Below are 19,043 nucleotides of genomic sequence, written 5' to 3' on the forward strand. Positions count from 1 at the left end.
CGGCGTGGGGGCCTTTTTTGCCGTTGGGCCCGCCTCGAGGCAAAAACGCCTCTGCGCGGCGTGGGCTTTTTTGCCGTACAGCCGTCCTCGGTCGAGCCATGCGGCGTTGCCGCCGCCCGGCGCAACAGGGCTCTTTCCGTCTCGTCTTGCCAAAGCCCTTGGGGCACAAACGGGGCCATATCGGTTAACCTTCGCCTACGATGAATAAACCCCCTTATCCCCATCCCATCATTGCCCGCGAGGGCTGGCCTTTCCTCGCCGGCGCCGTGGTGATCGCCGTGCTGGTGACCTTCTGGTCGCCCGCCGTCTCGGTGATCTTCTGGATCCTGGCCCTGTTCGTGCTGCAGTTTTTCCGCGATCCGCCGCGCCTGGCGCCGGATTCGGCCAGCGCCGTGCTGTCTCCCGCCGACGGCCGCATCGTCGCGGTGGAAACCGTGCGCGATCCCTATGCCGAGCGCGACGCGCTGAAGATCAGCGTGTTCATGAACGTCTTCAACGTGCACTCCAACCGCGCGCCGGTCGACGGCGAGGTGCTGGACGTGCAATATTTCCCCGGCAAGTTCGTCAACGCCGCGCTGGCCAAGGCCTCGCTGGAGAACGAGCGCAACGCCATGGTGCTGCGCACGCCCGCCGGCCACGTGGTGACCGCCGTGCAGGTGGCCGGCCTGGTGGCCAAGCGCATCCTCTGTTATGCGCGCAAGGCCGACAAGCTCACGCGCGGCCAGCGCTACGGTTTCATCCGTTTCGGTTCGCGGGTCGACGTTTACCTGCCGCCGTCCGCGCGTCCGCGCGTGGCCCTGGGCGACAAGGTCAGCGCCACCAGTTCGGTGCTGGCCGACCTGCCGGCCGCGGTCACGGAGCCGTCCGCGGGCTGAGGCGCCCCGGGGCCCGACGCCATCGCCGTTATCACTGCCATACCAGACGCCTGCCATGCCCAAACTTTCGATGCGCGACGCCGAGAACCGCCACCGCAGCATTTACCTGCTGCCCAACGCGTTCACCACGGCTGCCCTGTTCGCCGGTTTCTACGCCGTGGTGCAGGCCATGAATAACCAGTTCGAGGCCGCCGCCATCGCGATTTTCGCGGCCATGGTCCTGGACGGCATGGACGGCCGCGTCGCGCGGCTGACCAATACCCAATCGGCCTTCGGCGAACAGTACGATTCGCTGTCCGACATGACCTCCTTCGGCGTGGCGCCGGCGCTGGTCATGTACGAATGGATGCTCAACGAGCTGGGGCGCTGGGGGTGGCTGGCCGCCTTCGTCTACGTGGCCGGGGCGGCGCTGCGGCTGGCGCGCTTCAACGCCAACATCGGCGTGGTCGACAAGCGTTTCTTCCAGGGGCTGCCCAGTCCCTCGGCGGCGGCGCTGGTGGCCGGCTTCGTCTGGCTGGCGGTCGACAACAAACTGCCCATCCATGACGCCTTCATGGCGTGGACGGCCTTCGTCGTCACCATGTATGCCGGCATCGCCATGGTCACCAACGTGCCGTTCTACAGCGGCAAGAGCTTCGCCCTGGGCCGCAGCGTGCCGTTCTGGGTGATCCTGGTGGTCGTGGCCGCCTTCGTCTTCGTCTCCAGCGATCCCCCGGTCGTGCTGTTCGGCCTGTTCGTCATCTACGGCGTATCCGGCTGGTTCCTGTTCGCCTGGCGCTGGAGCCGCGCCCGCCGCCTGCAGCGCAGCCGCCTGCGCAACGGCGGCCCGCAGGCCTGATCCCGGGGCCCTGGCCGCCCGGCCTATGGCCACCAGAACAGGCGGCGGTCCTCGTCGTACATGGGGTCCGGTCCCGGATGGTGCCGGGTGACGCGGTCGCCGTTGCGGCCCATGTACACGTACATCAGCGAATTCCAGCTATCGTTTTCACGGTAGCGGTAGGACCACACCACCTGGCGCACGCTGGGCAGGCCGACTTCGTCGATCAGGGCCGGCGGCCCGAATTCGCAGCGCACCCGCTCGGCCGGCCAGTCGCCTTCGTCCAGCAGCTTGAAATGCGCGTCGGTCAGCAGGCGCTCGACGCGGTCGATGTGGCCGTCCGGGCCGACGTTGGCGCCCCATGCATATTGGCCCATCGGCTGTTGCGTCCAGATCACGCGCTGGCGGCCGTCCGGCCGGGTGCAGGTGAAGTTGGGCCGGCCGTAGCTGGCCTCGACCTGGTCCAGCGGCGCGCCGGCGGGCACCTTGGCCGCCATGTCGGCACAGCCCGCCAGGGCCGCCGCGAGGACCAGCGGCAGGAGCCGCCAGGCCGCGGTCCGGCGGCGGGAGGGCGGCGATTCAATCGGGGACGGCATGGGCGATCGCTCGGGCATCGCGGGGCTCCTGGGACCGCAGGGCAGGGCCTGCGGGGAAATACATCGCCGGATGCGGGACAAATCCCGGCTTTCGGCTATAATCCCACGTCTTTCCGGCGTCGAAGTCCGGGAAGCGTGTATTCCAAGGCATACAGTATCTATCTGCAAGACGCATCGGAATCCCGATGCCTGGCTCGTAGTACGAATTATTTTTAACCCACGTCCGGGCGCCTCGGCCCTGACGCATGTTCGAAGAGGTCATTACATGTCCGTCGCTGACATCAAGAAGTCCGATATCGTTGCGCAATTCCAGCGCGCTCAGGGCGATACCGGCTCCCCCGAAGTCCAGGTGGCTCTGCTCACCGCCCGTATCAACGAGCTGACCGGTCACTTCAAGGAACACATGAAGGACCACCATTCGCGCCGCGGTCTGCTGCGCATGGTCAGCCGTCGTCGCAAGCTGCTCGACTACCTCAAGGGCCGCAACCCCGATGCTTATCGCGCTCTGATCGAAAAACTCGGTCTGCGCAAGTGATCGACGGGGTCGGTTCCCCATGACGCAACCGTGGTCGGTGCGACCTTGTCGCAACGGCCACGGTTTTTCATTTGTAAGGAATAACCGTCATGTTCAATAAAGTGACAAAAACGTTCCAGTACGGCCAACACACGGTCGTCCTGGAAACCGGCGAAATCGCCCGCCAGGCTTCCGGCGCCGTCGTCGTGTCGGTTGAAGACACCGTGGTGCTCGCCACGGTCGTCGCCGCCAAGAAAGCCAAGGCCGGCCAGGATTTCTTCCCGCTGACCGTCGACTACATCGAGAAGACCTACGCTGCCGGCCGCATTCCCGGCGGTTTCTTCAAGCGCGAAGGCAAGCCCTCGGAAAAAGAGACGCTAACCTCGCGCCTCATCGACCGTCCGCTGCGCCCGCTGTTCCCGGAAGGTTTCTACAACGATGTGCAGGTGGTGATCCACACCGTCTCGGTCAACCCCGAGATCGATCCTGACATCCCCGCCATGATCGGCGCTTCCGCCGCCCTGGCCATTTCCGGCATCCCCTTCAACGGCCCGATCGGCGCCGCGCGCGTCGGCTACATCGACGGCCAGTACGTGCTGAACCCGACCGCCAGCCAGACCAAGGCCTCGAAGCTGAACCTGGTCGTGGCCGGCACCGAAACCGCCGTGCTGATGGTGGAATCGGAAGCCGACCAACTGTCGGAAGACGTGATGCTGGGCGGCGTGGTCTATGGCCACGAGCAACTGCAGGCCGCCATCAACGCCATCCATGACCTGGTGCGTGACGCCGGCAAGCCCGATTGGGACTGGGCGCCCGCGCCCAAGGACGAGGCCCTGACGGCCGCCGTCGCCGCCGCCGGCCAGGAAGGCCTGGCCGCCGCCTACCAGATCCGCGAAAAGCAGGCCCGCACCGCCAAGCTGCGTGAAGTCTACGCCGACGTGCGCGCCCGCCTGGCCGCGCAAGCGCTGGAGACCGGCGCCGCCGAGCCCGACGGCGTGACCGTGGACAACATCCTGTTCGATATGGAATCGCGCATCGTGCGCAGCCAGATCCTGAACGGCGAACCGCGCATCGACGGCCGCGACACCCGCACCGTGCGTCCGATCAGCGTCCGCCTGGGCGTGCTGCCGCGCGCCCACGGCAGCGCCCTGTTCACCCGCGGTGAAACGCAGGCCCTGGTGGTCGCCACCCTGGGCACCAAGCAGGACGAGCAGATCATCGACGCGTTGATGGGCGAGTACCGCGACCGCTTCATGCTGCACTACAACATGCCGCCCTTCGCCACGGGCGAAACCGGCCGCATCGGCGTGCCCAAGCGCCGCGAAATCGGCCACGGCCGCCTGGCCAAGCGCGCCCTGGTGCCGCTGCTGCCCGAGCCCGAGGACTTCCAGTACACCATCCGCATCGTCTCGGAAATCACCGAGTCCAACGGCTCGTCGTCGATGGCGTCGGTGTGCGGCGGTTCGCTGGCCATGATGGACGCCGGCGTGCCGGTGAAGGATCACGTGGCCGGCGTGGCCATGGGCCTGATCCTGGACAATGGCAAGTTCGCCGTGCTGACCGACATCCTGGGCGACGAGGATCACCTGGGCGACATGGACTTCAAGGTCGCCGGCACCGAGAAGGGCGTCACCGCCCTGCAGATGGACATCAAGATCCAGGGCATCACCAAGGAAATCATGCAGGTCGCGCTGGCGCAGGCCCGCGAAGGCCGCCTGCACATCCTGGGCAAGATGAAGGAAGCCCTGGGCGAGTCGCGCGGCGAGCTGTCGGCGTTCGCGCCGCGCATGCTGACCATCAAGATCAACCCCGAGAAGATCCGCGACGTGATCGGCAAGGGCGGCGCCACCATCCGCGCGCTGACCGAGGAAACCGGCACGCAGATCGACATCTCGGACGACGGCACCATCGTCATCGCCAGCGTGGACGAAGGCCAGGCCAAGGAAGCCCAGCGCCGCATCGTCGAGCTGACCGCCGACGTCGAAGTGGGCCAGGTCTACGACGGCTCGGTGCTGCGCCTGCTGGACTTCGGCGCCATCGTGCAGGTGCTGCCGGGCCGCGACGGCCTGCTGCACATCTCGGAGATCGCCAACTACCGCATCGCCAACATCAACGACGTGTTGAAGGTGGGCCAGGCGGTGCGCGTGAAGGTCATCGAGGCCGACGACAAGGGCCGTCTGCGCCTGTCGATCAAGGCCATCGGCGGCATCGAGCAGCAGCAGAACCAAGCGGCCGCGGAAACGCCGGCCGCCACGGAAACCCCGGCGGGCTGAGCCGCCAGGGAAGTCGTGGACGCATCCCGCGGCCCTGGGCGGCGGGATGCCTGACAGAACGGCGCCTTCGGGCGCCGTTCTGTTTTTCGGGCGCGGCGCGCGCGTTCGCGGCCCGCCGGCTTTTTTGCGGTAAAGTTTTGTCGGCATTGGGATGGCAAGGGGGGCCGGGTGGCGGATGCAAGCATGATCGAGCGTGGGCGGGACGTTGCGCGGGCCTAGCGCCGGCCGGCCGCGCCCGCGCGTGACGGGCGCGGTGCCCCTGGTGTCCAGGACAGCCAGGGCGGCCGCGGCGCTCTCGCTGGCGCTGCTCCTGCCGCTGGCCGGCTGCGTGAGTCCCCAGGCGCCGTCGCGCGACGGCCGCGGGCCGCACGGCGAAGGCATGTCCGCCGACCAGTTCGGCCAGACCGACTTCAATCGCACGGTCACGCTGGAAATACGCGACAACCTCAATAGTCTTTACGCCCTGGCCGACAAACTCTACCGCCGCAATCCGCGCGAATGGCGTAAGTCCGGCATGGCCGACCAGGCGGCCGCCATGGCGCGCCTGCATCACCTGATCGACAACCGCATGCCGCCCGCGGGACTCAGCGGCCTGCGCGACATACAGGTGCTGGCCGTCTCCCTGGATCCCAATTACCAGGGGGACCGGGTGGCCGCCTTCATCTACGGGCTGGCCGACACCATCATCGCGGCGCACAATGGGAAGACCCGGCTCTATGTCGCCGACGTGCTGGACGGCCAGCGGGTCTACAACTCGGCGCGCAACGTCGAGGCGGCCGCCTGGCTGCTGGCCAGCCGGCGCGACGGCGCCGGCAATCCCCTGCTGCTGGCCAATGAAATGAGCGGCGCGACGGTGAACCTGAGCTTCGAGCGCGAGTTCGGCGCCATCATCGGGCGCCTGGACCTGATCGCCAACCTGCTCGGCGAAAACGGCCGCCGCATCGGGATCAATTATGCTCAGGGGCTGCTGTTCTTCAATTTCCTGCCGGTGAGATAAGCCGTTCCGCCGGGTCCTTCCTTCTTCCTCGGGATGCCATCGTGATCGATCTCTCCGATATCCAGACCGCCCGGCAGAATCTCCAGGGACAGGTGCTGAACACGCCGTTCACGCACTCGCGCACCCTGTCCGACATGCTGGGCGCGGAAATCTGGCTGAAGTTCGAGAACCTGCAATTCACCGCCTCTTTCAAGGAACGCGGCGCCTTCAACCGCATGCGCCTGCTGACCGGCGACGAGCGCGCGGCTGGCGTGATCGCCGTCTCGGCGGGCAACCATGCCCAGGGCGTGGCCTATCACGCGCAGCGCATGGGCGTGCCGGCGGTGATCGTGATGCCGCGCTTCACGCCCACGGTGAAAGTGGCGAATACCCGCCGCTACGGCGCCGAGGTGGTGCTGGCGGGAGACACCTTCGACGATGCACAGGCCCACGGCTACACGCTGGCGGCCAGCCGCGGCCTGGTGATGATCCACCCCTACGACGACGCGGCCATCGTCGCCGGGCAGGGCACCATCGCCCTGGAGATGCTGGAGGTTCGCCCGGACCTGGACATGCTGGTCGTGCCCATCGGCGGCGGCGGCCTGATCGGCGGCATCGCCACGGCGGCCAAGGCCCTGCGGCCGGAGATGCAGGTGATCGGCGTGCAGACGGAACGGTTTCCGTCCATGTACGCGGCGCGGACCGGCAAGACCTTGCCCCAGGGGCCGTACACCATCGCCGAAGGGATCGCCGTCAAGTCGCCGGGCCGGATCACGAGCGAGATCGTGGCGCGTCTGGTCGACGACATCCTGCTGGTGAGCGAGAGCGATATCGAGCATGCGATCGTGGTGCTGCTGGAAATCGAGAAAACCGTGGTCGAAGGCGCCGGCGCGGCGGGCCTGGCGGCCTTGCTGCACGCGCAGGCGAACGGGGAGACGCGCTTCATGGACAAGCGCATCGGCCTGGTGCTGACCGGCGGCAATATCGATCCGCTGATGCTGGGCGAGCTGATCGAGCGCGGCATGGTGCGCGCGGGCCGGCTTGCCCGCATCCGGGTCGACATGGGCGACCTGCCGGGCGCGCTGGCGCGGGCCACCTCGCTGATCGCCGAGGCCCAGGCCAATATCACCGAGGTGCATCACCAGCGCGCCTTCACGGCCCTGCCGGTGCGCAGCGTGGAAGTCGATTTCGTGTTGCAGACGCGCGGGCCGGAGCACATCGCCGAGGTCATCGACAGGTTGAACGCGGCGGGATTCACGGCCAGCAATCACGATCGTTGACGCGGGCTGCCGGTCGGCGGTTGTGGGTTGTGGGTTGTGGGTTGGCCGCGGGGCCGGTCGCGTGTTAGCCCGGGGTCAGGCCATCCCTCAGGCCGCCTGCGCGGCCGTCATCAGGCTGCGCAGGCGATGCAGCCGTTCGCGATTCAGCGTCACCGCCAGGGGTTCGGGCTGGCGGCCCGCCGCGACCAGTTGCTCCATGGTCTCCGCCAGGGCGGCGCGCAGCGGTTCGGGATCCTGTTCCCACCAGAAGGACAACAGCCGGTCGGGACTATGGACGTCCATGCCCAGGCGCCGCAGTTCAGAGCGGTTGAAGTCCTTCAGGTTCCACGTCAGCACGCCCGTGGCGGGCGCGACCTGCTCGCCGCAGCGCGCGCGCCACGCCAGGCCGGCGGCGATCACGTGGCGGTCCTTGGGATCGCTGTAGCGCAAGCCCGCTTCGTAGGCGCTGAACTCGCCCGCGTCGGCGTCCGGGAAGCGCGTTTGCATGGCCTGCCAGTCCTGTTCGACCAGGGCGGCCTCGACCTCCCAGATGCGCGCGGCGTTGCGCACCCATTCCTGGCCGATGCGGGCGCTCCAGACCGGCCGGTAGGCGCGCCGGTCGGCCAGCCGCAGCAGCAGCGGACGCAGCACCGAGGACATCAGCACGCAGGCGTCCAGCACCAGCAGGGGCGGGCCGCCGGCCGGCATGGCGCGGCCGGCGATGGGGATGAGGGTGTAGGGCAAAGGGGCGCCTTAGATCACGCCTTGCGCCAGCATGGCGTCGGCGACTTTCACGAAGCCGGCCACGTTGGCGCCGTCGATATAGCTGACGCTGCCGTCCTCGCGCCGGCCGTGCTTGACGCAGGCCGCGTGTATGCCCTGCATGATCAGCAGCAGGCGGGCGTCCACTTCGTCACGGGTCCAGGACAGGCGCATGGAATTCTGGCTCATTTCCAGGCCCGAGGTGGCCACGCCGCCGGCATTCGAGGCCTTGCCGGGCGCGTACAGCACGCCGGCGGCCTCGAAGGCCCGGGCCGCCTCGTTGGTCGACGGCATGTTGGCGCCCTCGGCCACGCACAGCACACCGTTGGCGATCAGGGTCCGGGCGTCGTCCTCGTGCAGTTCGTTCTGGGTGGCGCAGGGCAGCGCCACGTCCACCTTGATGGACCAGGGGCGCTCGCCCGCCAGGAACTGCACGCCGGGCGCCTTGGCGGCATAGTCGCTGACGCGGCCGTAGTGGTGGTTCTTGACGTCCATCAGGATGGCCAGCTTCTCGGCGGTGAAGCCTTCGGGATCGTAGGCGGTGCCCGAGGAGTCGGACACCGTCACGACCTTGGCGCCCAGTTCCATGGCCTTCTCCACCGCGTACTGCGCCACGTTGCCCGAACCGGAGACCGAGACGGTCTTGCCTGCGAAGGACTGGCCGCGCGTGGCCAGCATTTCCTGGGCGAAGTACACGACGCCGTAGCCCGTGGCCTCGGGGCGGATCAGCGAGCCGCCGAACGACAGGCCCTTGCCCGTGAAGACGCTGCCGGCGGTGTTGGACAACTTCTTGTACATGCCGGCCATGTAGCCCACTTCGCGGCCGCCCACCCCCATGTCGCCGGCGGGCACGTCGGTGTCCGGGCCCACGTGGCGGAACAGCTCGGTGACGAAAGCCTGGCAGAAGCGCATCACTTCCGCCGAGCTCTTGCCCTTGGGGTCGAAATCCGAGCCGCCCTTGCCGCCGCCCATGGGCAGCGTGGTCAGCGCATTCTTGAAGGTCTGCTCGAAGGCCAGGAATTTCAGCACCGACTGGTTCACCGAGGGGTGGAAGCGCATGCCGCCCTTGTAAGGGCCGATGGCCATGCTGTGCTGGACGCGGAAGCCGCGGTTGATGTGCACCTGCCCCTTGTCGTCGGTCCAGCTCACGCGGAACTGGATGATGCGCTCGGCCTCGACCAGGCGTTCGAGCAGCGCGCTCTCGGCGTACTTGGGATGCTTCTCGATGAAAGGCCAGAGACTCTCCATGACCTCGGTGACCGCTTGCAGGAATTCGGGCTGGCCGGGGTTGCGGTGCGCGACTTCTTCAAGGAATTGACCGACGGATTGGTATTTCATGGGGCGAGCTCTCCTCTCTTTTATCTAGGTCTAGGTATGCGGGCAGGCGGGAATTATGCCAAAAAGTCATACCCTCCCGCTTTTTGCGGGGTGGGGCGCCGGGCGTTGTGTGGAAGCGCGAGGGGGCATGCCTGCCCCTGGCGCCCGGGTTTATCCGGCGGGTTTGGCCGGCGCGGGGCGTGCCGGCGGGGGCGCCTGTTCAGCCGCCGGCGGCGCGGCGCGCCAGGATTCAGCGGGCCGCGCCAGCGACCCGCCCGCCTGGAACGCCGACAGCATGTTGGAGGTCAGCGAGGCGTTGAACGAAGCGACGCCGAAGATGACCGTGAGCGCCGTCGCGATGCCCGTGGCGATCATGGTCACGGTCAGCGACGAGAACTTCACGTCGAATTTCGCTTCGAGGGCTTCGTAGTTGCGCTGTATCCGCGCGCAGGTGTCTTCGATCCTGTCGACCGTCGCGTCCATATGCGCGATACGCGCGTCCATGCGCGCCTCGTGCGCGGAAAGCTTGCTGTCCAGCTCGTAGCGGCTGACGTAATTCCTCATTCGCGGCATGCGATACCTCCTCGTGGCCAGGCCCGCACGTGAGTAACGCGGGGACGCCGTGGAGTCCGCGGGGAGCGTGCCGGATTGGTGCCCGGAACCGGAATCGAACCGGTACGCCTTGCGGCGGGAGATTTTAAGTCTCCTGTGTCTACCAATTTCACCATCCGGGCGGTGAGGCAAAAGCGCCACCCTATGGGGGACGCCATGCGCGGCGCTGCTTGAGCGAAGCGGGATTGTACCTGCTGTGCGGAGGGGCGCGCCGCGCGGCCGCCAGGGGGCGTTCGTGCCGCGGTTTGCGCCTTGCGGCCAGGGCGCGCGCGGCGCGGCTGGCGGTGAAATCCGATACAATGGCCGCCCTGCAAGGACCGCGGCACGATAGACGCCCCCGCCTTGTCCGGGCGTTGCGGGAAGGATGGCAGAGTGGTCGATTGCACCGGTCTTGAAAACCGGCGACGGGAAACCGTCCGTGGGTTCGAATCCCACTCCTTCCGCCACTTCAGCCCCTGAGTGGGCCTGCGCTTACGCCACCCTACGCCCCATCGTCCTCGCCATCCCGGACCCGGGATTCAAGGAATCGATTCCACCAGGAATTCATACACGGGCATGGGCTCCTTGGCGCCATTCGGGAAAATGAAGTTGTCGCCATGGAGTTTTTCGAACGTTATTCGAAAACGCGAAGCGCGGATGCGGAATTCCCACTCTTCGCCAAGGCCGCCGAATCGCACCTCCGCGAACCGGTCATCGGTCTCGTCCAATAAGGTTCCGTAGAGATCCCACTCCTTGTCCTGGGCCTCATCGTCGTTGAGAAAAATCTCCAGCCGTGGATTGTCCTCTTTCTCGAAGGTGTAGGACAGCTTGAATACGAGTCCGAAAGCATCAGCGTGGTAGGCGTTATGAGGCCCACGCATGATGCTGATTCTCTTAATTGGACGTTCGGGCATTTTCTTTCGGCACGGGACGAAGCGGCAGGCCCGCCGCGTTCCATGCCTCGAGGCCGCCGCGATACCAGAACGTGTTGAGCTTGCCTTCCCCCGAACGCAGCGCGGCATTGTAGGAAGAGCGGTCATTGAGCCCGGTTCCGAAGAAAACGATGGGCAGCTTCGCATCGCCCTGCGCCTTCGAGGAGAGCCATTCCACGAGCCGTTCCTGCATGGTGTCCGTCAGGCTGCCGTCGCGTCCGGTCTCCGGCTCCTGGATGGCGCCGGGGATGGTCTGGTCGCTCCGGCTGGTGTCGATCAGCAGGACCTTGTCGCCCGATTTCAGGAAATCGACCAACTGCGCGGTGGTCACGACGCGCGCGCGCGGATTCGTGGTCGGCGTCGGACCCTTGTAGGGCGCCGGAAACAGGACGAGGGTCGGCGGCGTGCCGAAATCCTTGGCTTCATTGAAATTGCCGGTGGACACCGGGGCGTTCGACGCGTTCGACGGCGCCGGCGCATTCGCCGCGGGCGCCGCGGCGGGGTTCTTGGCGGGCGCGGCGCTGCCGGCCGTGGTCCAGCCGTCGACCGTCTTCATCTCGATGTCGGAAACCATGTCGATCATGGAGCCCAGCAGGTTGTAGCACATGGTGATGCTGGCGTCGTCGTGGCTATACCATGCGTTGATCTCGTCGCAATCGCGATAGACCACGGTCAGCGGCCGCGGCAGCACATAGGTTTTCGAGAGTTCTTCCGCGTTGCTGATCATGCCTTCCGAAAAGGCATCCTTGAAGAATTGGCCGAGCCGGTATTTGGACGGCTCGAATTTCATGGTGATCTTGGCGCCGGGCGCGTTCGCCGGTTGCGTGCCTTCGGGGTGCCACGGGCCTACCCGTGTGTAGGGGGCGAGGATGGTGCGCCAGGCCCGATTCTGCTTGGTGTATTCGCCCTCGCATCGGCTCAGCGTGCGCTCGTCCATGCCGGTGCCTTCGGCGAGATTCTGGAACACCGTGGGGTTGCCGCCGTAGATGACGCAGAAAAAGTTGCGATACCGCTTCAGGTCGGGCGTGTGCTCGTCCTGCCAAGGGGTTTCGCCGCGGCCGCTCGCTTCGCCCAGCTTGCCGCTGTAATACCATTGCAGCGCGCCATAGATGGCGACCTCGCGGCCTATCGTCTCGATGTCCTTGTCGTCGGTCTTGTAGATGGTCGGATCCACCAGATGCAGCGCCGAGAAGATATCGACGGCGTCTTCCTCCGGCCCGGTCGAGGGGAGATCCAGCTCGCCGATCAAGGCGTGGCCGAATTCATGCGTGAAGATGCTTTGCGCGATGCCGAGATAGGCCGCCACGCGGCGTACGGTGGTGCCGTCGAACTGGGGAATGGGGCCGATTCCCTGGTAGCGCTGCTCCATGGCGTTGAGGACCACGCCGGGCGGGTCGCCGGCCTCCTTGTTGCCGGCCTTCCTGGCGGGTTTGGGGGGATCGCCGGCATCCGCGTTGTCGGCCGCCTTCTTGGCCTCCGCCAAGGTCATGGCCTTGAAACCGGAAACGCCGAACATGCCGGTGTCGTAGGCCATGATGCCGACCTGGTCGATCGCCAGCGTGCCCGGTTCCACCGTGCCGACCTTCTTGCCGTTCAAGAAAAACGTGGCGCCGTCGTCGGCTTCGATCAACTGGGCAAAATCGTCGCCGCCGAGTTTTGCCGCCTTGGGCTGGCTGGCGATCTTGACGTTTTTCCCGCGCACGACACAGAAGAGATTCACGTCGGCGGAGGCCGTGACCTCCATCAGACAGAGATCGCCGCTGCTTGTGTTGCGGGTGAGCAGTCCGATGGACGCCGACGGCTGCTTGGAATCGACGGCAAGGCGCGCGGAGACGTAGCGGCCGGCGTCGCCCGCCGCGCCGCGCCCGAGGACCAGCGTTTGTTCGGATTGTTTCGCGTCGTCGTTCTGGAGAACGAACCAGGGGCCCTGTTCACGCGAACTCCATCCCTGGCGCAATTGGGTTTTTTCCGCGCCCCGCAGGGGGCCGAGCGGATCGGGCGTGGCCGCCGAGGCAGGATTCATGCACAGGACCGCAAGCCCCAATGCGAGCGACACCGCGCCGGCGCGCGACATCCGGAAGGCGATTCGTCCCGCGCCCGCATCCCCGTCATTCCGATTCATCGAAACTCTCCCCGGCCCCTCGACCGACATCTGGAATAGAAAAAGGCCCCCCGCGCCGCGCGGCCATGCCGCTTGCAGCCCCCCAAGAGGCTTTCTTATACGCGGGGCGGCCTGTCAGCAAAAAACAGCATATTATCCGCTGCCGGGAGAAATTGCCGCCGGCCTTTCATGCCGGGTCCGGGAAGAGCGGGCCGTGGCCGCGAACCGCCGCCAGCCGATTCACTTCTTCACGTCGCACAAATAGCTGGTGATCATGTCCGACACGTGCTTCACCCGGTTCATGACGCGCTCCTTGGCGCCCAGGTCCACGTCCAGCACATACGACAAGGTATAGCGGTTGGAGAGGGAATAAGACCCGAGGCCGGAAATCGAGACGTAGAGGTCTATCCAGTCCGCGTCCTGCCGGAATACCCCTTTTTCCTTTCCGCGTTCGAGGATGTCGTGCAGCGCGTTGCGCAGCGGATTGAACATGTCGGGAATGACCCTGGACTTCCTGATATGCGCCGCCTTGTGCAGGTTCTCGGTGGAAAGCAGTTGTATGAAGTCCGGCTGGTCGATGAAGTGCTGGACCGTCTTCACCACCAGTTCGCGCATGTCCGCCACCGGGTCCTCGCCCGACAGCGACAGCTCGTTCTGCCGCTCGCGCATCGCGCCGTAGGCCCGCTCCATGACCTCGATGAAAAGCGCTTCCTTGCTGGCGAAGTAGTGATAGACCAGGTTCTTGCTGATCTTGCAGCGGGCCACGATGGCGTCGATGCGCGCGCCGTCGTAGCCGCGGGTGGCGAACTCCTTGCTGGCGACGGCCAGGATCCGTTCGCGCGTCGCCGCGGCATTGCGCGTGCGCCGCGCGCCTTCCTTGTCCGGATTGCCTGTGGCGGCGGGTTTGGTTTTGTCTTTGTTCATCTCGGTTTCTCATGGCGAGTGTACATGCCGGGCTTGCCGAACCTGCTGTAAACCCTGATGCCGCTGTCCTTGACAGGCCCGGCGCCGATTCCATATCGTACTCCTTATTGTACTTACTGGTTAGTTAGTTAAGGCCGATCGCAGGGCCGATTCACAGGGCCGCTGACGGGCCGATCACAAGGCTGGTTCACTTGTACGCCGCGCGCCGCGCGCGTGGCACGGAGAAACGATGGACACTGCATTTCACGCCCGCGCCGGCGTGCGGGTCGGCTGCGATATCGGCGGCACCTTCACGGATATCGTGCTGGCCATGCCGGACGGCCGGCTCTACGTCAACAAGACGTCCACCACGCCCGAGAACCTGGGGCTGGCGATCACCCGGGGCCTCCAGGCCCTGATCGACCAGGCGGGGATCGCGGCGGGCGACATCGCCGAAATCGTCCACGGCACCACCACGGCGTCCAACACGATCCTGCAGAAGGTGGGCGCCCGGACGGCCGTGCTGACCACCGAGGGATTCCGCGACGTGCTGGAGATCGCGCGCATCCGCACGCCCACCATGTTCGACCTGGGCTGGTCCAAGCCGCAGCCGCTGGCGCCGCGCCGCTACCGCCGGGGCATCCGCGAACGCATCGATGCCCAGGGCCGTGTCGTCACCCCGCTCGACGAGGAGCAGCTTCTGCGGGAAGTGGGCGAACTGGCCGGCGAGGGCGTTGCCGCCATCGCCATCTGCTTCCTGAACAGCTACATCAATCCGGCGCACGAACGGCGCGCCAAGGCGCTCATCGAGGCGGCTTTCCCCAGCCTGCTGCTGAGCGTGTCCTGCGACGTGCTGCCGGAGATCAAGGAATACGAGCGCACCAGCACCACGGTGGTCAACGCCTACATACTGCCGGCCATGCGCACCTACCTGGCGCGCTTGAAGGACGACCTGGCCCGCATGGGCGTGACCGCCTCCCTCCAGGTCATGGCGTCCAACGGCGGCATGATGGGGATCGCCTCGGCGACGGAGAAACCGGTGTTCGCGGTGGCCTCCGGCCCGGCGGGCGGCGTGGCCGGCGCGGCGCAGATCGGCGCCCTGAGCGGGGATCGCGACCTGATCGTCTTCGACATGGGCGGCACCACCGCGAAGGCGTCCATCATCGCGGCCGGGACGCCGTCGCTGACCAACGAGTACGAGTTCCGCGACGGCATCAGCGCCCCCAGCCGCTTCATCAAGGGCGGCGGCTACGTGCTGAAGGTGCCGGCCATCGACATCGCCGAGGTCGGCGCCGGCGGCGGCTCCATCGCGGGCATCGACGCCGGCGGCCTGTTGTGCGTGGGGCCGGAGTCGGCGGGCGCCTATCCGGGGCCGGCCTGCTACGGCAACGGCAACGACAGGCCCACGGTGACCGACGCCAATATGGTCCTGGGATACCTGAATCCCAAGGCCCTGGCGGGCGGCAGCCTGGCGGTGAACGCCGAACTCTCCCGTGACGCCATCGCGCGGCACATCGCCGCCCCCTTGAACCTGGACGTCCTGGCGGCGGCCCATGGCATACGGCAGGTGGCCAACGTCAACATGGCGCGGGCCATCCGCGCGGTGACGGTCGAGCGGGGCAGGGATCCGCGCGACATGGCGATGATCGCGTTCGGCGGCGGCGGCCCCCTGCATGCCGTCTCGGTGGCGCGGCTGCTGGGCATCACGCGCGTCATCGCGCCCATCATGGCCGGCGTGTTCTGCTCGGCGGGCATGCTGTCCGCCGACGCGGAGCACAACTTCGTGAAGGCGGTGCTGCGGCGTCTCGACGATTGCGAGCCAGCGGCGCTGGCGGCGATCGCCGACGACCTGCGCGCCCAGGGCCGGGACATCCTGGCCTCCGAAGGGTATGCGAACGCCGCGGTGGAAACCGTCGTCTTCGCCGACGTCCGCTACCTGGGCCAGAGTTCCGAGCTGACGGTGCCCCTGGCGGCCGGCGCTCTCGATGCGAGCGCGCTGGATCGGCTGAAGGACGATTTCAACGCCGAGTATGCGCGCACCTTCGGCTATAGCAGCGACGAGCCGCTGGAGCTGGTGAACATGCGCGTGTCGGCCTACGGCCGCAGCGGCCAGCGCCTGGATTTCGGCCACTGCAAGGTGGACGCCTCCGCGCTGGCCGGCGAATCGGGCGTGCGCATGGTCAGCTTTTCCGCGGACGAGCCGCCCCGCGAGACGCGGCTGGTGCCGCGCGGCGCCTTGACGCGGCAGAAGATGGACGGGCCGCTGATCATCGAGTCCTACGACACGACCATCGTCGTGCCGCCGCGCTGCAGCGCCCACGCCGACGGCGTCGGCAACATCATCATCGACCTGCACCAGGAAACCGCATGAATCCCATCATCGACCCGATTACCTTCGCGGTAGTCAAGAACGCCATGGACGCCATCGTGGACGAAGTGGCCTATACGGTCCTGCGCACCGCCCGCTCGGAGATCGTCAAGGACGTCATGGATTATTCCGCGGCGATCTGCGACCGCCACGGCCAGATGATCGCCCAGGCCAAGACCATCGCGCTGCACCTGGGCGCGATCCCGGAGGCGATGGCTTCGGTGCAGGCCCGCTACGGCGATTCCCTGCGGCCCGGCGACGCGATCATCGTCAACGATCCCTACGACGGCGGGATGCACCTGCCGGACATCTTCATGTTCGTGCCTTTCTTCTACCGGGGCGAACTGGAGGGGTATTGCGTGGTGATCTGCCATCACACGGACGTGGGCGGCCGCGTGCCGGGATCGAACGCCAGCGATTCGACGGAAATCTACCAGGAAGGCCTGCGCATTCCCGTGGTCAAGTTCTATGAGGAAGGGCGCGTCAACGACATCATGGAGCGCGTCATCGCGCGCAATGTGCGCGTGCCCGGCCGGGTGCTGGGCGACCTGCGCGCGCAGTACGCGGCCTGCCAGGTCGGCGTGCGGGAACTGACCTCCCTGCTGGACCGCTACGGCCGCGATTCGGCGCGCGCCTATTTCGCGGAATTGCTGGATTACGCGGAGCGCCTCACCCGCGAGGAGATCCGCCGCTGGCCCAAGGGCACCTACACCTTCCTGGACCATATCGACGACGACGGGCTTTCCCCGGACCCCATCCCGATCAAGGTGGCGGTGACCGTGCACGAAGACCATGTCAGCGTGGACTACACGGGTTCCGCCCCGCAGGTGCGGGCCGCCATCAACTCCACCCTGTCCTACACCAAATCGTGCACCTACCTGAGCGTGCGCTGCGCGCTCAAGGGCGACGTGCCCAACAACGCCGGCGTATTCCGCTGCGTGGACATCTCCGTGCCGGAAGGAACGGTGCTGAATCCCCTGGAGCCGGCCGCCGTCGCGGCGCGCGCGCTGACCGGCTACCGGGTGTTCGACGCCATGCTCGGCGCGCTGGCGCAGGTGGTGCCCGACCGCGTGCCCGCGGCCGGGGAGGGCGGCAACACGGTGGTATGCCTTTCGGGCAAGAGCGACGAGGGCAAGCCCTACATCATCGTCGACATGGTCTGCGGCGCCTGGGGCGGCCGGCCGCAGGCCGACGGCATCGAAGCCATCACCAACGCGTCCCAGAATCTGTCCAATACGCCGGTGGAGACGCTGGAAGCGCAGCATCCGGTCCGCGTCGAAGCCTATGAATTGCTGCCCGATTCCTGCGGGGCGGGACGCTTCCGCGGCGGCCTGGGCATCCGCCGCAGCTATCGGGTGCTGGGCGACGACGTGCTGTTGCAGTTGCGGGCGGACCGGATGAAGTTCCCGCCCTACGGCCTGGGCGGCGGCAAGCCCGCGCGGGCGGCGGCCAATACCCTGCATAGCGGCGAGGACGATATCTCCCTGCCCAGCAAGGTGGGCATGCTGATCCAGCGCAACGACGTGGTCACGCACGACCAGCCCGGCGGCGGCGGCTTCGGCGATCCCTTGCTGCGCGAGGAGGCCGCCATCGAGCAGGATGTCTGGAACCAGAAGTTGACGGCGGAGTACGTGCGGGACCATTACCGCATGGTCGTCGACCCCCGGACCGGAAAAATCGACCGGGCCGCCACGCAGGCGCTGCGGGCGCAATGACCGGAAAGTCCAACCAATTCAAGGGGAACAAAATGAATCGTAGGAAAGCGTTGTCCATGGTGTCCGGGGCGCTTGCGCTGGCGGCGGGCCTGGCCTTGCCGCCGGCGGCGCGGGCCGCCGACAAGCTGCTGGTGCGGCTGGACTTCTCGCCCTGGGGCATGCACGGCGCCATGCACCTGGCGCTCCAGAAAGGTTGGTTCAAGGACGCGGGCCTGGACGTGGAGGTGCAGGACGGCACCGGCACGATCAACACCTTGCAACTGCTGGCGGCGGGGCAGGTGGACGTGGGCCAGGTCGCCCTGGGCACCATGGCGGTCGCCAAGGAAAACGGGCTGGACCTGATGTCCATCGCGGGTTTCGCCCGCACCGGCGACCTGGCCGTGCTGACGGACGAGAAGCTGGGCGTGAAGTCGCCCAAGGACTTGGCCGGCAAGAAAATCGTCTGTTTCACCACCAGCCCCTGGGCGCCGTTCATCGATCCCTTCCTGAAGGTCAATGGCCTGTCGCGGAGCGACGTGAGCGTGGTGATGGTGGCGCCCAGCGCCATGGTCTCCACCTACGCGTCCGGCAATAGCGACGGTCTCATGACGCAGGCGCCGTTCGGCCAGCCCATGGTGCGCAAGACGCGTCCGGCTTCCGCCCTGTTGCTGGCCGACAGCGGCATCTCCTTCCCCAGCTACGGCCTGGTTGCCACGCCCGCGACCATCAAGGGCAAGGGCGAGGCGTTGCGCAAGTTCGTCGCGGTGCAACTGCGCGCCTGGAAATACATCTATGACGGCCACGTCGAGGAGGCGGTCGCCGCCATCGTCGCCGACCGGCCCAATGCCAGGCTGGACCCCGACGTGTTGCGCGAGCAGATCCAGGCCTATCGCCCCTTCTTCGAAAGCCCCGCCAAGCCCGGCCTGGCGTTCGGCATCCAGACCGACGCGGACTGGTCCGCGGCCATCGCCACGCTGGAGAAGACCGGCCAGGTCAAGGCCGGACACGTTCCCGCCGACTACTACACCAACGCCCTGTTGCCGAACTGATATCTGAGCAAGGAGA

General features: G+C 66.8%; 16 protein-coding genes and 2 tRNA genes. 10 read left to right on the forward strand and 8 right to left on the reverse strand.

Annotated elements, in window-relative coordinates; all coding sequences use genetic code 11:
* The first annotated feature begins 200 nt into the window (after positions 1-200).
* Both CAL29_RS06790 and pssA read left to right on the forward strand, forming a co-directional pair.
* Positions 201-875, forward strand: coding sequence for a phosphatidylserine decarboxylase (locus tag CAL29_RS06790; RefSeq protein ID WP_094852151.1), 675 nt, complete (start codon positions 201-203; stop codon positions 873-875).
* A 55-nt stretch (positions 876-930) separates the two neighbouring features.
* On the forward strand, positions 931-1,713 hold the full coding sequence (gene pssA / locus CAL29_RS06795) for a CDP-diacylglycerol--serine O-phosphatidyltransferase (RefSeq protein ID WP_094852152.1): 783 nt from the start codon (positions 931-933) through the stop codon (positions 1,711-1,713).
* 23 nt (positions 1,714-1,736) lie between these two features.
* On the opposite strand, the gene CAL29_RS06800 is transcribed toward pssA, so the two are convergent.
* Positions 1,737-2,288, reverse strand: a complete 552-nt coding sequence (locus CAL29_RS06800) for a hypothetical protein (RefSeq protein WP_373559700.1) — start codon at positions 2,286-2,288, stop codon at positions 1,737-1,739.
* A 265-nt stretch (positions 2,289-2,553) separates the two neighbouring features.
* Here CAL29_RS06800 and rpsO point away from each other — a divergent pair, with 265 nt between their 5' ends.
* From rpsO to CAL29_RS06820, 4 genes are all read left to right on the forward strand, one after another.
* Positions 2,554-2,823, forward strand: a complete 270-nt coding sequence (gene rpsO / locus CAL29_RS06805; protein ID WP_094852153.1) for a 30S ribosomal protein S15 — start codon at positions 2,554-2,556, stop codon at positions 2,821-2,823.
* Between the two features lie 89 nt (positions 2,824-2,912).
* On the forward strand, positions 2,913-5,075 hold the full coding sequence (gene pnp / locus CAL29_RS06810) for a polyribonucleotide nucleotidyltransferase (RefSeq protein WP_094852154.1): 2,163 nt from the start codon (positions 2,913-2,915) through the stop codon (positions 5,073-5,075).
* A 259-nt stretch (positions 5,076-5,334) separates the two neighbouring features.
* A complete protein-coding gene (locus CAL29_RS06815; RefSeq protein WP_373559719.1) occupies positions 5,335-6,072 on the forward strand; it encodes a hypothetical protein in 738 nt (245 codons plus the stop codon).
* A 41-nt stretch (positions 6,073-6,113) separates the two neighbouring features.
* The gene (locus CAL29_RS06820; protein WP_094852155.1) at positions 6,114-7,331 is read left to right on the forward strand and encodes a threonine ammonia-lyase; all 1,218 of its coding nucleotides are present in this window, start codon (positions 6,114-6,116) and stop codon (positions 7,329-7,331) included.
* Positions 7,332-7,418: 87 nt separating this feature from the next.
* Here CAL29_RS06820 and CAL29_RS06825 read toward each other — a convergent pair whose 3' ends face one another.
* From CAL29_RS06825 to CAL29_RS06840, 4 genes are all read right to left on the reverse strand, one after another.
* Positions 7,419-8,018: a PIN domain-containing protein gene (locus CAL29_RS06825; RefSeq protein WP_094852767.1), complete on the reverse strand. Its 600-nt coding sequence runs from the start codon at positions 8,016-8,018 to the stop codon at positions 7,419-7,421.
* A 45-nt stretch (positions 8,019-8,063) separates the two neighbouring features.
* Positions 8,064-9,410: an NADP-specific glutamate dehydrogenase gene (gene gdhA, locus CAL29_RS06830; RefSeq protein WP_094852156.1), complete on the reverse strand. Its 1,347-nt coding sequence runs from the start codon at positions 9,408-9,410 to the stop codon at positions 8,064-8,066.
* 150 nt (positions 9,411-9,560) lie between these two features.
* The gene (locus CAL29_RS06835) at positions 9,561-9,962 is read right to left on the reverse strand and encodes a hypothetical protein (protein WP_143277630.1); all 402 of its coding nucleotides are present in this window, start codon (positions 9,960-9,962) and stop codon (positions 9,561-9,563) included.
* A gap of 76 nt (positions 9,963-10,038) precedes the next feature.
* Positions 10,039-10,123: transfer RNA gene (locus tag CAL29_RS06840), tRNA-Leu, on the reverse strand.
* Positions 10,124-10,359: 236 nt separating this feature from the next.
* Between CAL29_RS06840 and CAL29_RS06845 the strand changes: the two genes are divergently transcribed.
* Positions 10,360-10,447 (forward strand) — tRNA-Ser (locus CAL29_RS06845).
* 72 nt (positions 10,448-10,519) lie between these two features.
* On the opposite strand, the gene CAL29_RS06850 is transcribed toward CAL29_RS06845, so the two are convergent.
* From CAL29_RS06850 to CAL29_RS06860, 3 genes are all read right to left on the reverse strand, one after another.
* A complete protein-coding gene (locus CAL29_RS06850) occupies positions 10,520-10,894 on the reverse strand; it encodes a hypothetical protein (RefSeq protein WP_143277631.1) in 375 nt (124 codons plus the stop codon).
* Positions 10,875-13,064: a DUF4344 domain-containing metallopeptidase gene (locus tag CAL29_RS06855; protein ID WP_094852159.1), complete on the reverse strand. Its 2,190-nt coding sequence runs from the start codon at positions 13,062-13,064 to the stop codon at positions 10,875-10,877. Before CAL29_RS06855 ends, CAL29_RS06850 begins: the two co-directional genes overlap by 20 nt.
* 189 nt (positions 13,065-13,253) lie before the next feature.
* Positions 13,254-13,937, reverse strand: coding sequence for a TetR/AcrR family transcriptional regulator (locus tag CAL29_RS06860; RefSeq protein ID WP_094852160.1), 684 nt, complete (start codon positions 13,935-13,937; stop codon positions 13,254-13,256).
* 229 nt (positions 13,938-14,166) lie between these two features.
* On the opposite strand from CAL29_RS06860, the gene CAL29_RS06865 reads away from it, so the two are divergent.
* Genes CAL29_RS06865 through CAL29_RS06875 form a run of 3 tightly spaced genes read left to right on the forward strand, consistent with a single transcriptional unit; the run spans position 14,167 to position 19,027 of the window.
* On the forward strand, positions 14,167-16,287 hold the full coding sequence (locus CAL29_RS06865) for a hydantoinase/oxoprolinase family protein (protein WP_094852161.1): 2,121 nt from the start codon (positions 14,167-14,169) through the stop codon (positions 16,285-16,287).
* On the forward strand, positions 16,284-17,999 hold the full coding sequence (locus tag CAL29_RS06870; protein ID WP_094852162.1) for a hydantoinase B/oxoprolinase family protein: 1,716 nt from the start codon (positions 16,284-16,286) through the stop codon (positions 17,997-17,999). Before CAL29_RS06865 ends, CAL29_RS06870 begins: the two co-directional genes overlap by 4 nt.
* Positions 18,000-18,031: 32 nt before the next feature.
* Positions 18,032-19,027 carry an ABC transporter substrate-binding protein gene (locus tag CAL29_RS06875; RefSeq protein WP_256977235.1) on the forward strand — a complete coding sequence of 332 codons (996 nt, stop codon included), beginning with the start codon at positions 18,032-18,034 and terminating at the stop codon, positions 19,025-19,027.
* Positions 19,028-19,043 lie beyond the last annotated feature (16 nt).

It is taken from the genome of Bordetella genomosp. 10 (genome assembly GCF_002261225.1).
Lineage (GTDB): Bacteria > Pseudomonadota > Gammaproteobacteria > Burkholderiales > Burkholderiaceae_B > Bordetella_C.

Bases quoted from the DNA above. Each gene is read 5' to 3' on its own strand.
- CAL29_RS06790 (WP_094852151.1), top strand. From the start codon at position 201: ATGAATAAACCCCCTTATCCCCATCCCATCATTGCCCGCGAGGGCTGG.
- pssA (WP_094852152.1), top strand. From the start codon at position 931: ATGCCCAAACTTTCGATGCGCGACGCCGAGAACCGCCACCGCAGCATT.
- CAL29_RS06800 (WP_373559700.1), bottom strand. From the start codon at position 2,288: ATGCCGTCCCCGATTGAATCGCCGCCCTCCCGCCGCCGGACCGCGGCC.
- rpsO (WP_094852153.1), top strand. From the start codon at position 2,554: ATGTCCGTCGCTGACATCAAGAAGTCCGATATCGTTGCGCAATTCCAG.
- pnp (WP_094852154.1), top strand. From the start codon at position 2,913: ATGTTCAATAAAGTGACAAAAACGTTCCAGTACGGCCAACACACGGTC.
- CAL29_RS06825 (WP_094852767.1), bottom strand. From the start codon at position 8,018: ATGCCGGCCGGCGGCCCGCCCCTGCTGGTGCTGGACGCCTGCGTGCTG.
- gdhA (WP_094852156.1), bottom strand. From the start codon at position 9,410: ATGAAATACCAATCCGTCGGTCAATTCCTTGAAGAAGTCGCGCACCGC.
- CAL29_RS06835 (WP_143277630.1), bottom strand. From the start codon at position 9,962: ATGCCGCGAATGAGGAATTACGTCAGCCGCTACGAGCTGGACAGCAAG.
- CAL29_RS06850 (WP_143277631.1), bottom strand. From the start codon at position 10,894: ATGCCCGAACGTCCAATTAAGAGAATCAGCATCATGCGTGGGCCTCAT.
- CAL29_RS06855 (WP_094852159.1), bottom strand. From the start codon at position 13,064: ATGTCGGTCGAGGGGCCGGGGAGAGTTTCGATGAATCGGAATGACGGG.
- CAL29_RS06860 (WP_094852160.1), bottom strand. From the start codon at position 13,937: ATGAACAAAGACAAAACCAAACCCGCCGCCACAGGCAATCCGGACAAG.
- CAL29_RS06865 (WP_094852161.1), top strand. From the start codon at position 14,167: ATGGACACTGCATTTCACGCCCGCGCCGGCGTGCGGGTCGGCTGCGAT.
- CAL29_RS06870 (WP_094852162.1), top strand. From the start codon at position 16,284: ATGAATCCCATCATCGACCCGATTACCTTCGCGGTAGTCAAGAACGCC.
- CAL29_RS06875 (WP_256977235.1), top strand. From the start codon at position 18,032: ATGAATCGTAGGAAAGCGTTGTCCATGGTGTCCGGGGCGCTTGCGCTG.